The sequence below is a fragment of the Candidatus Eremiobacteraceae bacterium genome (assembly GCA_035295225.1).
Classification (GTDB): Bacteria; Vulcanimicrobiota; Vulcanimicrobiia; order Eremiobacterales; family Eremiobacteraceae; genus JABCYQ01.
Window position 1 is genome coordinate 159,696 of sequence record DATGJI010000052.1, and the last position, 15,285, is coordinate 174,980.

15 protein-coding genes are annotated in these 15,285 nt (G+C 64.0%); 1 reads left to right on the plus strand and 14 read right to left on the minus strand.

What is annotated here, in order from left to right; all coding sequences use genetic code 11:
* Window positions 1-2 precede the first annotated feature (2 nt).
* The 10 genes from secD to VKT51_09145 form a co-directional block, all read right to left on the minus strand.
* A complete protein-coding gene (secD, locus tag VKT51_09100; GenBank protein HLJ84312.1) occupies window positions 3-1,304 on the minus strand; it encodes a protein translocase subunit SecD in 1,302 nt (433 codons plus the stop codon).
* Window positions 1,305-1,418: 114 nt separating this feature from the next.
* Window positions 1,419-2,081 carry an HD domain-containing protein gene (locus tag VKT51_09105; GenBank protein ID HLJ84313.1) on the minus strand — a complete coding sequence of 221 codons (663 nt, stop codon included), beginning with the start codon at window positions 2,079-2,081 and terminating at the stop codon, window positions 1,419-1,421.
* On the minus strand, window positions 2,078-4,186 hold the full coding sequence (locus VKT51_09110; protein ID HLJ84314.1) for a flagellar biosynthesis protein FlhA: 2,109 nt from the start codon (window positions 4,184-4,186) through the stop codon (window positions 2,078-2,080). The genes VKT51_09105 and VKT51_09110 overlap by 4 nt, the downstream gene beginning before the upstream one ends.
* The gene (locus VKT51_09115) at window positions 4,123-5,208 is read right to left on the minus strand and encodes an EscU/YscU/HrcU family type III secretion system export apparatus switch protein (protein HLJ84315.1); all 1,086 of its coding nucleotides are present in this window, start codon (window positions 5,206-5,208) and stop codon (window positions 4,123-4,125) included. The genes VKT51_09110 and VKT51_09115 overlap by 64 nt, the downstream gene beginning before the upstream one ends.
* The gene (locus VKT51_09120; protein HLJ84316.1) at window positions 5,205-5,918 is read right to left on the minus strand and encodes a flagellar biosynthetic protein FliR; all 714 of its coding nucleotides are present in this window, start codon (window positions 5,916-5,918) and stop codon (window positions 5,205-5,207) included. Before VKT51_09120 ends, VKT51_09115 begins: the two co-directional genes overlap by 4 nt.
* A 3-nt stretch (window positions 5,919-5,921) precedes the next feature.
* Window positions 5,922-6,239, minus strand: coding sequence for a flagellar biosynthetic protein FliQ (locus tag VKT51_09125; protein HLJ84317.1), 318 nt, complete (start codon window positions 6,237-6,239; stop codon window positions 5,922-5,924).
* Window positions 6,197-6,847 carry a flagellar type III secretion system pore protein FliP gene (locus tag VKT51_09130; protein ID HLJ84318.1) on the minus strand — a complete coding sequence of 217 codons (651 nt, stop codon included), beginning with the start codon at window positions 6,845-6,847 and terminating at the stop codon, window positions 6,197-6,199. The genes VKT51_09125 and VKT51_09130 overlap by 43 nt, the downstream gene beginning before the upstream one ends.
* A gap of 8 nt (window positions 6,848-6,855) precedes the next feature.
* Entirely contained in the window at window positions 6,856-7,125 is a 270-nt protein-coding gene (locus tag VKT51_09135) for a FliM/FliN family flagellar motor switch protein (GenBank protein ID HLJ84319.1), read from the minus strand.
* Entirely contained in the window at window positions 7,122-7,901 is a 780-nt protein-coding gene (locus VKT51_09140; protein ID HLJ84320.1) for a FliM/FliN family flagellar motor C-terminal domain-containing protein, read from the minus strand. Before VKT51_09140 ends, VKT51_09135 begins: the two co-directional genes overlap by 4 nt.
* Window positions 7,898-8,635: a flagellar basal body rod C-terminal domain-containing protein gene (locus VKT51_09145; protein ID HLJ84321.1), complete on the minus strand. Its 738-nt coding sequence runs from the start codon at window positions 8,633-8,635 to the stop codon at window positions 7,898-7,900. Before VKT51_09145 ends, VKT51_09140 begins: the two co-directional genes overlap by 4 nt.
* A 776-nt stretch (window positions 8,636-9,411) precedes the next feature.
* Here VKT51_09145 and VKT51_09150 point away from each other — a divergent pair.
* Complete coding sequence (locus VKT51_09150; protein HLJ84322.1) at window positions 9,412-10,440, plus strand: NHL repeat-containing protein; 1,029 nt, start codon at window positions 9,412-9,414, stop codon at window positions 10,438-10,440.
* A gap of 83 nt (window positions 10,441-10,523) precedes the next feature.
* Here the strand turns inward: VKT51_09150 and VKT51_09155 are convergent, their stop codons facing one another.
* The 4 genes from VKT51_09155 to VKT51_09170 all read right to left on the minus strand — a co-directional run bounded on the left by VKT51_09155 (window position 10,524) and on the right by VKT51_09170 (window position 15,261).
* Complete coding sequence (locus VKT51_09155; GenBank protein HLJ84323.1) at window positions 10,524-11,591, minus strand: ABC transporter ATP-binding protein; 1,068 nt, start codon at window positions 11,589-11,591, stop codon at window positions 10,524-10,526.
* Window positions 11,588-12,415: a molybdate ABC transporter permease subunit gene (gene modB, locus VKT51_09160; GenBank protein ID HLJ84324.1), complete on the minus strand. Its 828-nt coding sequence runs from the start codon at window positions 12,413-12,415 to the stop codon at window positions 11,588-11,590. The genes VKT51_09155 and modB overlap by 4 nt, the downstream gene beginning before the upstream one ends.
* Complete coding sequence (gene modA / locus VKT51_09165; protein ID HLJ84325.1) at window positions 12,399-13,061, minus strand: molybdate ABC transporter substrate-binding protein; 663 nt, start codon at window positions 13,059-13,061, stop codon at window positions 12,399-12,401. Before modA ends, modB begins: the two co-directional genes overlap by 17 nt.
* An 82-nt stretch (window positions 13,062-13,143) precedes the next feature.
* Window positions 13,144-15,261: an alpha/beta fold hydrolase gene (locus VKT51_09170; GenBank protein ID HLJ84326.1), complete on the minus strand. Its 2,118-nt coding sequence runs from the start codon at window positions 15,259-15,261 to the stop codon at window positions 13,144-13,146.
* Window positions 15,262-15,285: the final 24 nt, after the last annotated feature.

The following is a 15,285-nucleotide window of genomic DNA, read 5'->3' on the forward strand; positions in this document are numbered from 1 at the left end:
CTCTATGCCCCGTACCAGACGGGCTGGTTCGCGATGTCGTTGTCCACGACCACGTCAGTGAAGGCGCGCGTGATGTTAACGGCGGTCAACAGCGAGAACACGGTGCCGACGAGCAGCGTCAGCGCAAAACCTTTGACCGTACCGGTGCCGAGCCAGTACAGCACCGCGGCGCCGACGATCGTGGTGACGTGCGAGTCGAAGACCGTGGTAAAGGCGCGCTTGAAGCCGACGCCCACCGCCGCGCGGGTCGTGCGCCCGGCCCACAGCTCTTCTTTGATGCGCTCGAAGATCAGCACGTTTGCGTCCACGGCCATACCGATGGAGAGCACAAATCCGGCGATGCCCGGCAGCGTGAGCACGACCCCGAAATACGTGACGTAGCCGAGCATGAGGAAGCAGTAGACGACGAGCGCGAGGTCGGCGAGCAAGCCGGGCACGCGGTAGACCACGAGCATGAACAGCAGCACGATGCCGAGCCCGACGAGCGAGGCCGTCAGCGACTTCTGGAGATCGATCTTGCCGAGCACCGGGCCGACGTTTTCCGTTTCGATGACGCGCGTCGGAACTTTTAGCGCGCCGGAATTCAATTCGTTCGCGAGCAGCACGGCTTGATCGGTGGTGAAATTGCCCTCGATCTGGCCCGACGCGCCGATCGCTCCCTGGATGGTGGGCGCTTCGACGAGCTTTTTGTCGAGGAAGATCGGCAGCGGGTTGCCGATGTTCTTGCGCGTCCACTCGAGGAAGCGCCGCGCCCCATCGCTCTTCAGCGTGAACGTCACGACCGGTGCGCCGCCGCCCTGACCGTAGGCCACTTCGCTGTGCGCAAGGTCGTCGCCGGTGATGACGGGCGGTCCGGATGCTTTGTACGAGTCGAATTTTGGATCGTACGACGGGTTCAGACCGCCGCCGATCTGCGCCAGCGCCTTGTTGACTTGCGCCGCTGTCAACGGCCGCATCTCGAGCACTGCCGCCTGCTGGATCAGCTGCAGCGCTTGATGCGGATCGGTCAGACCGGGCATCTCGATGTTGATGCGGTCAAGACCGACTTTCGAAAATGTTATCTCGCTCGTGCCGAGCTGGTTGAGCCGGTTCTCGAGCACTTGCAGCTCTTCGTCTTGCAGATCAGCGGTGATCGTCTTGTACTGGTCGTTGGGCTCGAGCTCCACGAGCGTGCGCAAGCCGCCCTGCAGGTCTAGGCCGAGGTGCACCGTTTTGGCGACGGGCGTGAAAAGGAACCAGCAGCCGACGCAAAGGCCGATGATGACGAGCATCTTGATGGGATGCTTCCAACGAAACCAGAACATTGTTTGGAAATCGTCCTCATAATTGTACTTGGGCGACCAACGGTCGCCCACGTTTGAACGGCCGTCGGCTTTCGCCGGGTCACGTCCCGCCGCCTTGCAGGACCGACCTCCATCTCACGCGACCTGCTCGCCGTTCACCCTCACGGCATACGAACAGCCCAAGAATCGCGCGGCCTCCGCGCTCATGGCAAATCGCGCCTCGAATATCTCCAATATTTCGGCGAGCGTGGCGCCGGAGAGATCGGCGGTGAGTTCCAGCACGATGTGTTTTGCCGCCGCGTCCGTCTTCAACTGCGCTGTCGTCACGGCGTGATTGACGCGGTCGTGGACGTCGAAGTCATCGGCTCGGCTCGTCCGCACGCGCGAGCGATGGATGTCCGCCTTATCCGCGATGATGAGCGCGGCACCATGTACGTTCACCGGCACGCCGTGTTCGGACTCGTCGTGATTGCCGATCGCCGCCGCGACGTCGGCAGCGTCGGCGACGGAGAAACCGCGCGCCGTGAGCAGCGCATAGGACATCGTGGCGCCCGCCGCGGCGTGCGAGTTCCGGCCGGCGACGTTGCCGATGTCGTGCAGCAGTGCGGCGATCGCCGTGAGATCCTGCGTCGGCTCATCGAAACCCAGATCTCCCAAAATTTTGGCTGCGGTGCGCGCCACGAGCGTCACGTGACGTCGTCCGTGATCCGTGTAGTTCATCGCGGCGAGCACCCGGTTGGACGCCTCGATGAGCGCGAGGATGTCGGCGTCGCTGCGGAGTTCGTTGAAACGCTTCATATGGATACGGTTTCTTCTATTGAGAGAGCATACCCCGGCGCGATCTCATGGATGCCGAGGACTGTCGCAACCACGCCGGCGCTTTCCACGAACCGCGCCAATGCAGGTCGGAGTTTCTCTCGGCACACGATAACGGCGCGCCGGCCTGTGCGCGCATGCATGTTCTGCAACGCATCGCGGATCGCGAGCGCCTGTGGGGGATCGAGTCCGACCAATGGACCGCGATCGCTCACGACGAGCGCTGCGGTCATTCGCTCTTCGACGTTCGGACTCAGAATCGTCGCGCGGATCACGCCGTCGGCATCCGCGACGGTGGCGCAGATGGCCGCTGCGAGTCTTGAGCGGACGGCTTCACCGATCGCGACGGCATCTTTTGTCCCTTCTGCCTCATCGGCGATGGTTTCCAGGACCGCGACGACGTCGCGAATCGAAACGCCCTCGCGCACGAGATGCTGCAACACGCGCTGGACAAGACCGAGGCTCGCCAATTCCGGTACGACGCCCTTCACTGCCGCGGGATGCGTTCGCCGCACGTGATCCAAAAGCGCCTGCACTTCTTGACGTCCGAGCAGCGCATGCGCGTGCGTGCGCACCGCTCGGGCAAGCGCTGACGTCAGCACGGCGATCGGATCTACGACGACGGCGCTCTCACTGGATGTCAGCCGCTCGCCGTCGCGCGGCGATACCCACGCGGCCTTCTCTCCCGTTATCGGGTCGCGGCACGGCTCGCCGGGCATCGCAGAGAGCGCCGGATCGTCACCGATCGCCAAGCTGCGGTCGGGGTGAAGCTCGCCGCGCGCCGCGACGCGGTCGCGCACGCGTACGGCATATCCGCGCGTGGGGAGGCGCAGATCATCGCGCACGCGCACGCTTGGCAAGATCAGGCCAAGCTCCATGGCGACGATCGTTCGAAGACTTGCGATGCGCGAGAGCAGCGCCGAGCCCGCCGGCTCTTCGAGCAGCGGCAAGAGCGCTTCACCGACCTCGATCGCGAGCTGATCGACGCCGACCAGAGAGACGGCGCCGGACGGTCCACGCGCCTCCGATCGTTTTCGTCGAGCTTCTTCTGTTGCGGCCGCGCGATCGGCAGATTCGCGCGCGCGATCGGCGATGTACGCCATTCCGAACGCGCCGGCGCCGAGCGCGACGAAGGCGATGTGCGGCATGCCCGGTGCTAACCCGAGGAGGAGCATCGCACCGCCGACCGCGCGCAACGCGTGCGGGTGCGCCGACAATTGACGCGCGAGGTCGTCCCCCAGGCCCGTGTCGCCCGCTGCGCGCGTGACCATAACGCCCGCCGCAGTCGAGATGAGAAATGCCGGCAGCGTCGTCGCCATCGCGTTGCCGATAGAGAGCAGGGCGAAAGTCTGCGCGGCTGCCCCAGGGTCGAGATGCTTCTGCAGCACGCCGATGGCAAAGCCCGCGATGAGATTCACGGCGACGATGACGACGGCAGCGATCGCATCGCCCCGAACGAACTTGCCGGCGCCATCCATAGCACCGTAGAAGTCGGCCTCGGCCTGAACGGCGCGGCGCCTGACGCGCGCCGTCGCCGGATCCAGAAGTCCTGCGTGCAAGTCTGCGTCGATCGCCATCTGTTTGCCCGGCATCGCATCGAGCGTGAAGCGCGCTGCTACTTCGGCAACTCGCTGCGTGCCATTGGTCACGACGACCAGTTGGACGACGAGAAGGATGATGAAGAGCAGCAGCCCGACGATCACGTTGCCGCGCATCACGAACTCGCCGAATGCGGGGATAACCGTTCCGGCACCGCCTGGAACGTCGCCTTGAGTGAGGATCAGCCGCGTTGCGGAGACATCGAGACTAAGCCGGAACAGTGTGGCGATGAGCACCAGCGAAGGGAACGCCGAGAGTTCGAGCGGGTTTTGCACGGAAAGCGCGGCCACGAGAACGGTGCATGCGGCCATGATGTCGAGCGCGAGCAAAGCGTCCAGCACCGCCGGCGGCAATGGCACGACCAGCATCGCGACTATGGCAAGCACCGCGCCTGCAAGCACGGCTCCGCCCGGTCCGGCGTTCGTCACGTCGCCTGCGGCGCGTCGGACTCCGCGCCGGCGAGCGCTCCACGCGTGCGGATGATCCACGCGAAGATCGCTGCCACCGCCGTATAACACGCTTCCGGAATCGCCGCGTCAAGCTCGACCTGCGCATACAGCATCCGTGCTAGTTCCGGAGATTCCACGATCGGCACGCCGAAGTTCTCCGCCCCTCCCCGAACGATGCCGGCGCGCAAGTCCGCGCCGCGCGCGACCACGACCGGAACGTCGATGTCCGGGGGCGCATAGCGCAGCGCGACCGCGATATGTGACGGATTGGTCACCACCGCGGTCGCGCGCTTGATCGCCGCGATGCGCACGTCGCGCGCCCGCTTTGCCGCCACGCCTCGGCGGCGCGCTTTGACTTCGGGCCGGCCGTCTGTTTCTGCGCGCTCCTCCTTCAATTCGCGGGGCGTCATCCGCAGGCCATCGCGGAAGCGGCGGCGTTGGATGATGATGTCGGCAGCCGCAAGCACGAGTGCCGCAATGGCCGTGCGGCGCCAGAGATCGGCGATCGCAGCCCCGAGCAGCGCGAATGTATCCGTGAACGAATGATCGCCAACGAATATTTGAGACCACGAACGCGCGACGACGTACGCGACGTATGCCGTGGCGATGGCGCCGACGCCTCCGACGATCGCCCCGAGGAAATCCGGTTTCACCAGTCGCGTCAGTCCGGATCCGATCGCCAATCGCGCCGGCTGCACTCGAAACGCTCCCGTCGCAAACGATAGTCTGCCGCACGCCTGCGCCGCGGCGAGTGCCGCGCTGGTAGCGGCCGCCCACGCGATCGCGACGATGATCCACGTGGTCGTGCTCTCAAGCGTCGCGAAAGCATTTGAGAGGAGCTCGTGTGGTTCTATGTGGCCGGCTGCTATGGATCGCACGGTCGAGTCGAATGCGGTGCGCCACGCGGCGACACCGCTCGGCACCCCGGAGACAAGCGTGCACATCGCAGCGATCGAGAAGGCTGAGACAGCGACGGGGCTGCGCGCGCACTGGCCGCGCGCAAGAGCGTCGGCAATTCGTCGCTGCGTCGGAGGAAGCGAGCGCGATTCGTCGTCGTTCATGGGCGCATGGCTAGGGGCGCGATCGCTGTGCGCCACGCGATCTCGGCTATCGCCGTCACAAAAGCCGTGCCCCCGATGACGAGCGCGCAAAGACCGAGGATCGAAGTGATTGGCGCGCCGAGGAAGAGCGAGTTGATGCGCGGCGCCATGCGTGCGATGAGCGCGGCGACGATCGTGGCAAACGCCTGCGCGGCGAGCGCCGGTGCGCCGGCGGAAAGCGCGATCTGCAAAAACGCTGATCCCAGCAGCGCGACCGTTTGTACGTGCGGCGTTCCGCCCGGTCCGGATATGCAGGCGGTGACCAGTCGCTCGAAGCCGCCGGATCCCATCAAGAACCAAGCGAACAGCGTGGCGCTCAATCCGGCGATCGGCCCAGACTCTCCGAATACGTCGCGGACGGGGAGTGTCTGCGACGCGACGGCCGCGTCGAACAATGCTCCGGCCGCCGCGGCGGCGCCGGCGACGATAGTGGCGCATAGGCCCACCGCGGCGCCTTGCAGGGCGTTGGACAACGCGGCGCGCGCGAGCGAGGCTGCGTCTTCGACGTTTGCGTCAGCATGCGATACGTGTTGCGCGAAGAGCGGCGTGAGCGCCACCGCGATGATGACCCGAGTGACGCGCGGAACGGAGCGCGCGCGCCCGAGCGGCATCGCCGCTGCGAATGCAGCTGCCCGCGCAAACCCGATCGCAAAGGCCGGCGTCGCGAACATCGTCTAGTAGCGCGCTATCGCCGGCAGCACGCGAGCGATCTCCTGAAATAGCGCCACTAGCTCCGCCAAGGCGAGGCCGCCGAAGGCGGCCGCCATCATTCCCACCGCAAGGAGCTTCGGTAGGAACGAGACGTTTTGGTCTTGCACCTGCACGATCGTCTGTATGATGCCGACCGCGACGCCGACGGCGGCCACGGCTGCGACCGTCGGCAGCGCGATGAGCGCCGCCGTTTTCATGGCAACAGCAAAGAGCGCTTGCGCCGCGGCAGCCGCCGGTATCACTTGAACGATGCGGCGAGCGCGGAAGCCACGAGCGTCCATCCGTCGGCCGCCACGAATAAGAGCAGTTTGATCGGCAGAGCGATGGACGTGGGTGAGACCATGAACATGCCGAGCGACATCAACACCGCCGCGGTGACCATATCGATCACGGCGAACGGCAACATCAGCGCGAAGCCCATAGCGAACGCTGTGCGCAATTCTCCGACGAGAAATGCGGGCGCAGCGACTATGAAGGGCGCGTTACGCGGATCGCTCGGCGGCAAGCCCGCGATGTGGGAAAAGGCCGCGACATCCGATCGTCGCGCCTGCCGAAGCATGAACTCGCGTAGCGGTTCGATGCCTCGGGCGATGGCTTGTGTCGGCGTGAGCTGCCGCGCGACGTACGGCCGCACCGCAATGCGATCGATTTTCGAAAGCGTCGGCGCCATGACGGCCGCCGTCAGCATCATCGCAAGCGCAGCGAGAACGGCGTTTGGCGGAAGCGATGCGCTGCCCAGCGCCGTCCGAAGCAGACCCAGCACGACGATGATTCGCGTGAACGATGTCGCGGCGATCGCGACCAGCGGCACGATTGAAAGCGCGAAGAAGCCGAGCACGAGGTCGATTGGTGTGCCGGCCTGCGGGAGTGCCGCAGGATGATGCGTCATGACGTGCACTAGGATGCGGCGCCTTCCGCGCCCGAGATTACTCTGAGGATTTCGACGCCCAACGTACCGTCGTCGGCAAGGACGAGATCGCCTTCGGCGACCGCAACGCCGTTGACGAGGAGGGCGACCGGCGCGTCGGGCGCGACGTCGAGCGAAACCACAGACCCCGGTGCATAGGCAAGGACATCGGAGATTTTCGCGGACCCGCGACCGAGGACGATCCGCACGTCGAGCGATACGTCGGCGAGATCATCGAGCGAAACGCGCGCCGCGTTCACGCGGCCGGCGCGGCGGCGAGATGCTCGATCTCCACGGCACGCACACGCGCAAAGGTGTACGTCTCCACCGAACCGAGCCGGCCGTTTGCGATAGTGGAGTTTTCGACGAGCAGGTCTACGCGCGCGAGAGCGTGCGAATCTAGCGGCACGATTGTTCCCGGAGTCCAGGCAAGGATCCGCGCTAGCGACGATCTGACCTTACGCAGTTCGCACCGAACCTTCACTGGCACGCGGCCGATGTCTCGCGCGGAAACGCATGGTTCGTTCGCTTCTCCCACAAGATCGCGACCGGTGGCGGGCGCGAAGAGCTGCAGGATCGCGCATCGGGTTGACTGCGACGTTACTTCCACATTGCAGCGCCAACAACAATCGCCGGCGGGTCTTTCGATGGCCGTCTCGGACCATCGAACAAGGCGAAAGTCGTCGACGCTGATCAACCTTTCGATGGCTTCACCGACGATCGACCGCTCGATAGGCGTTTCACGCTCCGCGCCCTGTCCGCCGATAACCATCGCGAGCAGCGCCGCCTGCGAGCGCAAGTCGACAGTGCACCAGGCGACGCCAAGGTCGTGGAGCGCAAGCCAGGCTCTGTCGCCGGCCGGTCCACTTGCATAGACGCCGCGCTCCGGTTCACCATACGTGATGTCGAGGTGTCCGCGGAACGTCTCACGGGACCGCTGTGCGATTCCTTGCGCAAGTTTTGGCAACCACTCCGGCGGCGAACAGCGCGCGCGATTCGGACGCGACCAGATCACGCGCCGATGCGTCGTGCTCACTTCACGAGACCAAGCGCCGTGCGCGCATCGCGGTCGGTGGCTGATGCGATTGCGACTTGCGCATCCAGTTGCCGTCGGGCTGCCCAAAGGCGCGCGAGGTCTCCCTCGACATCGACCGTGCCGGCCTCAAGCATGCGCACTCGTAAGCGCGATACGCCCGGTTCTCCGGGAGAGACGATTACGGGATCGCCGGCAGCGCTCGTTGCCGCCAAGAGCACGTCGCCATCGCGCGCGAGACGTTCGGGCGCCGGAAAGATCGCCAGCGCCAAACGTGCGATAGGGTTGCTCCTTGTCTGGCGTCGGCCAGTCGTGCCATCGACTCGCTCGGCTTCGCCGAAGAGAATGCCTCGCTCATCGATGCGATAGCTTGAATATCGTTGCGCCGCCATATCGACGGCGGGCACTTGGCAGACGACCAGACCCGAAGTCGGAGCGCCCGCATCGTTGACGCGGAAGCCTAGTGCAAGCGAACCCGAACGATCGGTGAGGTGTCCTTTTGCGTCGATCTGGAAGTCGCCGCGGCGGGCATAGCGCTTTACGCCGTTTCGCAGCACGACGAAGAGTCCGGATCCGTTGATCGCTACCGCAAGCGGCGAACCGGCTGGTACGGTGGTGCGTACATCGTTCGATACCGGCTCTCCGACGAGCAGTCCCGGCCGATCGGGCGCATCGCCGACAGCTCCTTCAATCGAGCCTCGGCGAGCATCGGCAAGAATCACCTGCGGATCAAGCATTGCCGCGCACTCCGATGAAGACGCGACCGCGCATCGCCACAGCATGGATCGTAACGTCCCCGATCGACGCGCGCACCGTGGCACATGAAACCGTCAGAACGGGCGTGCGGCTAGCCTTGTAGTGGGGCAAGCATCGCTTGCCAACTTCAGTAGCAAATGGCCGCCGAGTATTGTACGGAAGTTCGAGCGGCTTGCGTGGGGCCGGACGCGATGCAGAGCAAGATTTGTAGTAGGGCAAACATCGCTTGCTCAAGTGGACTGTGGGGGTCGTAGAAGTCCGCTCCGCTTTGGCGGCCGCCTGCAGTACGACGGCGAATCCGCCGACGAGATTATGGGCTTCATAACGGCGCAATCCGTACGCCGCGCGGTCCGCGAGGCTTAGAGTTGTCGCTAGACGATATGCGCCGTCAAAGGCGAACGCGCGATCCGAAATGGCAATGCGGTATCCAGGCGAGTCCATGCGCCGATTGTGACCGACGCATAGGTCCCGGATATTGCCGCCGCGCGAGAATTAGCCTATATTTCACGATGCGAGGCTTCGCGCGCCTGTTAGCTCCGCAACGTAATTTGCGCCACGTGAGAATACCGTGGACTAACTTACTTATGAACGTTAGGTATTCCGGGCATTTCGTGAGACGGTCAGCCCGACTTAGTCGCCTAAGTAGTCGGCGCTCGAGCTCGGCCGGAAACAGATAGCCAAGGGTCTGCCTCCCTCAAGGCACAAGACTTCGTTCGACCCACAATGGTCGAATCATCCGGCGTTCTAAGGTGAAGTCATGCGCACGACCAACCTCGCTGCAGCGATCATGGTGGTGACCTCCGTCTCAACATTCGGATGCGGCGCGGCGGCCATTCAAGATCGCTCCGGGTCTCAACATCTCCCCAAGGAAGCCGCGGCGATGATTCCGTCATGGGGGCCCTGGTCTAACATTGGAGCCGTGACTCCGATGATCTACGTCGCTACAACATTGGGCCCGTCAATCGAGGGATACCCTATGAACGGCGACGGCATCATCGCGCCGCTGAGTGATTTAAGAGGGGGAGTAACCGACCTCACTTCGCCGGGGCAGATCGCCATCGCGCGCGGTGGGCTTTTGTACGTCGCGAATCTCAGCACAAGTGCGGTACTTATCTACCCGCAAGGCGCGACGGGGGATGAATCCATATTCAACGCCATCGCTGGCGGTAACACGGGCTTGAATGGGCCTGCTGGGGTTGCGTTCGATTCGAAAGGCAACCTCTACGTCTCAAATTATAATCTCAATTCAATCTGCGTTTTCGCTGCGAATCGTTATGGCAACTTGACGCCAATCCGAAAGATCATCGGCTCCAACACCGCCCTCGACAAACCTTTTGGCGTGACCGTCAACGCCAACGACGAACTTGTCGTCGCGAACCTGGGCAATAATTCGGTGACCGTCTACCGATCAAACGCTGCCGGAAATGCCAAGCCGACGGCGACCATAATAGGCTCGTCAACTGGCTTGCTCGTTCCAGGCTTCGTCGCAGTTGACAATATCGACGAAATCTACGTTACGAATAACCAAGCAAACAGTATAACGGTCTTTGCGCCAAACGCCAGCGGGAACGTCAGTCCCCTGCGAACGATCTCGGGACCGATGACGGAACTCTCCTCTCCACTCGGAATCGCGGTGAGTCCCACCGGTCGCATCTTTGTAGCGAATTCGACCCCGGGTTACATCACTTCGTACGCACCAGGTGCGAACGGCAACGTTCTTCCGGTCACCACAATTCACGCTCCTAACGATGGAATGCCGGAAGCGATTGGCGTTGCGATATTCTAGTTTAGTTGCTTGAAGTGGTGTATGTGAAGACCAACGCCACTAAGCCCTGAACATCAAGACGCTGAATTAACGGCCGATCTCCGCTAAGAAACGCGTGCCTCGCCGGCCTTGAACGTAGCATGCACGAGCGCTCCCGGCTCGAGCGCAAGCGCGGTCGCCGAGCGAGCGGTGATCCGCGCGATAATGGGCGGATCTGACGCGATCGCGACGCGGACGACGCCACCATCCGGGATCATGCTCTCGACAGGGCCGGTAAACCGATTGCGTGCAGACGTCGACGTCTGCTCTCTCGAGACGGTCACTGCGTCGGGTTCCACCACGACCGCAACGGGGCCCGACCACGCGCCCATGACGACGAGCCCTTCTTCATCTGACTGGCCGGCTAGTCGGACCGTGCTTGTGCCGTCGCTTTCGGCCCGAGCGACTCCAGAGAACAGGTTCACGCCGGCAAACGCAGCGACGTATGCCGTCGCGGGTGCTCGGCGTAGTTCAGCGCTGGTGCCGCGCTGAACGACGATCCCGGCTTCCACCACCGCGAGCCGCTCGGAGAGGAGCATCGCATCCGCCGGATCGTGCGTCACGAGCACCGTAGCCGACGCGGAGTCTTTGATGGCGGCGATCAAGGCCGAGCGAAGCGCTGGACGGGCGCGCACATCCACGGACGAAAGCGGCTCGTCGAGCAGCAGGGCGGCCGGGCGGAGCGCGATCGCGCGCGCAAGCGCCACGCGCTGCGTCTCGCCGCTCGAGAGCGAATCCGCGCGCCGCGCCGCGAGATGCGCCGCACCGGTCACCTCGAGCGCTTCGAGCGCGCGCGACATGGCCTCGCGCGCTCTCCAACCTGATGCGCGCAGGCCGAACGCCGCATTTTCGATTGCCGTCATCCTCCCGAAGAGCGCGCCGTTGGGAAACGTCACGGCGACACTTCGGCGGTGCGGCGGCTCGAACGCTCGTCGCTCGGAGTCTGACCATGTCGTTCCGTCGCACGTGATGCGGCCGCGTTCGGGCTTGTGCAGCCCCGCGATGCAGCGCAGGATCGTCGTCTTGCCCGCCCCGCTCTCGCCGACAAGCGCGAGCGTGCTGCCGCGTTCGACGTCGAACTCAGCAGCAAAAGCAAACGGCGTGCTTCCATGGACAGACACGGAAAGGCTCATCGCGTCCGCCTGCCGAGGTTGGCGAGCGCGCCCGAACCGAGCAGCGCGCCATATGCGACGCAGGCGAGCACCACAGAGATCGTCACCGCCGCGTCCATGTCGGATTGCGCGGCGACGTAAGCCGCGAGCGGCATCGTCTGCGTCACGCCGGGCAAGTTGCCCGCAAAGGTGATGGTTGCGCCGAACTCGCCAAGTCCGCGCGCCGCCGCCATCGCTAGGCCGGCGCACAGCGCAGGTAGAGCCGCGGGCAATGTGATGCGCCAAAAAGCGTATGCCGGCGATGCCCGCAGCGTCGCCGCAGCGTCGAGCTGATCGCGATCCGTTCGTTCGAACGCGGATCGTGCCGCGATGACGTAGAGCGGCGCGGCGACGAACGTCTGCGCGAGCACGACCGCGGCGATGCTGAACGGCACGTGCATGCCGAAGAGATCCAGGAAGCGTCCGAGCAGTCCGCTGCGGCCGAAGGCGAGGAGCAATCCGAGTCCGGCCACGACGGGCGGCAAGACGAGCGGCAGCGTCGCCAGCGAAGCGAGCGCATCTCTTCCTTTGAACGTGCGCGCGAGCAGCGCGGCGAGCGGCGTGCCGCCGAGCACGATCAAGACGGCCGATGCCAGTGTTGTCTCAAACGAGAGGCGCAAGGCGTCGACCACGATCGAGCGCTGCATCATGGAGCCGACGGCGCTGACCGGCACGTGGATGAGGAGCGCGGCCAGCGGCAAGGCGATGAAGCCGCCAAAGGCAGCCGCGAAGATGACAGCGGCGACCGCCAGCAGGCGGTCGCGGATCAGCGCGCCCTTGCGGATGTCTTCAGTGGATGGGGACAAATCCGCTGGTCTTGAGAATCGCTTGCGCTTGCGGCGAGGTTAGGAATGTCACGAACGAAGCCGCGTCGGCCTGCGAGGCGCTCGTGGTGACGACCGCCGCCGGGTAATTCACGGCCGTCTGATCCTCGGCCGGTATGGCGATAGTATTCAACGTCCCTGGTTTCGCGCCGACGGCGTCGGTCTGATAGACGATGCCCGCATCCACCTCGTTGAGCACGACTTTTTCCACGACACCCTCGACGTTGATCTCCTCTGTCGCGACATTCGGCGTGATGTGCAAAGCCTTCAGCGCCGCCCGTGCGTAGCGTCCGCATGGAGCCGTATCCACACAGAGCGCCACCTTCACGTTCGGTGACGCGAGGTCCGTCAAGGCGTGGACCGGTGATGACGGCGGCGTGACCACCACGAGCACGTTACGGGCGATCACGACCGCAGGTTCGACCGTGCCGTCCGTTCGCGCAGTATCCATGGTCTTCGAGTCTGCGCTGACGAAGACGTCTGCGCTCGCCCCTTGTTTCAACTGCGCGGCCAGCACTTGGCTGCCGTCGAAATCGTAGCGCAGCGTGACACCGGGATGAGCCGTCGTATACGCCTGTCCCAACGCGGGCATCACGGCGTGGAGCGATGCGGCTGCGAAAACTGTCAAAGTTATGCTAGCAATCATGGAGCCGCTTTCGGCGCGGCCGTATGCGAGCGTTGTGCTCCGCGCACAACGAAGAAGCGCGGATCTAGATCAATTCGGCGATGCGAGAGGCCGCGCGCGCGGCGCCATCTGATTCAACCGGTTTCGAAGTGACGGCCTTGCCAAGTTCCTCTGCCAGCGCCGCAGCGATGACCTCCGGCGTCGAGACCTCGTAATCCATGTGACGACCCGCTCCGTAGCGCTCGAGGCGGTGCCGGACGTGAAAGTTCTGCTCGAAGTGATGGCGCAACGGGAAATATAGAAAGGGTCGCCGGCTGGCCGCGAGCTCCATCGTTGTCGACAAACCGCCTTGCACGATCGCGATGTCGCACGCTGCGAGATGCCGGTATAATTCGTGGACGTACGGCTTCACTTCTAAACCGTCAGCGGTTGGCAACGAGGCGGCATCGATGCGCGGCCCCGCGACGACGATCATTCGCAAGCTCGGCACGCGCTGCTTGGCGAACGGATACGAATCGATGACTCGCCGCAGCAGCGGCGCGCCGACGCCCGAACCGCCCACCGTGACGATGCAGACCGTCTCATCCGCGCTGTAGCCGAGTTCCGCGCGCAGCTGAGCGCGGTCGACGAATTGTGCGGGATCGAATCCCGTGATGTACCCGGAGAAATCGAAATGCGTCTTCGTCCACTCGCTGATGAGCGGCAGATCCGGGCCGAAGCGATCCCCCACCACGTCATCGAAGTTGCCGACAAAAATCGAGCGGTCGCGCAGGCTCGGATAGCGTGCGATCTGTTCGATCATCTCGGCATTGTAATCCGCGGTGAGAACCCGCTCTCGCTCGCCGCCGTCCGGCATCGGAATCCAACCGACGAAGTCCGTCATCCAGACGAACGGCGCGCGTTTTTCCTCGGGATTCTCGTGCAGGTAATAGTCGAGCTCCCACGCCTCGTCGCCTATCCACAAATCGTACGGCTCGTCTCGTACGATGTCGTGAAAGACCATGAAATTGTTGACGAGGATTTCGTCCATGTTGCGGATCGCCTGGAATGCGTGGAGATCGTGTTCCGCCGATTCGCTTTCAATATGTTTGCTCTCGCTGGCCAAGAAACGGCTTGCGGGATGAATGTGCTCACCCTCGGCGGCCAGCACCCTTGTCACCGGGTCTTGCGCGAGCCAATCGATCTCAAGATCGGGCCGGATTCGACGGAGTTCACGAGCGATCGATACGTCGCGCTGCGCGTGTCCGAGTCCGATGGGCGAGGAGATATACAGCGCTCGTTTGCGGCGACGGTTGCCGCGCGGCCAGCGCCTCAGCGGGGTGTGCGACGGCTCCGCCGATTCGGCGAACGCCCGCATGACGAGGTTGACCTTCACGGGATCGCGCGCGTGCGGGGCATGACCGGCGCCCTGCAGGACGACGAGCGCACCGTTCGTCGCCTCCGCGACGCCCGCGCCGCTCGTCTGCGAGATAACGGCGTCGTCGCTGCCGTGGATGACGAGCACCGGGCATCGTATCCTCTTGTACGCGTCTCTTGCCTTCGTCGCGTCTGCAAAGGAACTCGATGCCGGCTCCTCACTCTCGTATGTGGCGATGAGGATTTCTGGTGTCGTCTCGCGTCCCCACCCTACGATATCTTCGATCTGTTTGGTGGAGTGCGGTTCGGTGAAGAGCTTGCCGGCAAAAAATCGCAGCCAACCCTCGTAATCCCGAAGCCAGTAGTGACGATTGTGTTTCGCCCAGCCATCGGTGGATGAGAGTTCATCATTCCATGAGACTTTGCGCTCGGGAAGCGCTTCGCCGAAGGGACTGACCGGGCAGATGAACACCACGCCGGCGACGCGCGTCGGATGGTCGGCCGCGAGCATGGCAGCGTCCACGCCCGACATCGAAAAACCGACGACGATCGCCTTTTCGGTCTTCGTCGCGTCCATCACGGCGATCGCGTCGTCGGCGAACTCCTGACGCGAATACGCGGCTGGCTCGACCGGCCTGCTCGACTTGCCGTTGCCGCGGCCGTCAAACGTCAGGGCGCGGAAGTGGCGAGCGAAGTAAGGGATTTGCGCTTTCCATACGCGCGAATGGACGAGCGACCACGTCGGGAGGAACAGCACCGTCGGCGACCCGGTTCCAAAGATCTCGTAATAGAGGCTGACGGCGCCTCGTGAGACGTACCCCGACGCGTCCGGCTCGCGTGCTCGCATCGCACAAGACTCCTAGAGCAGTGC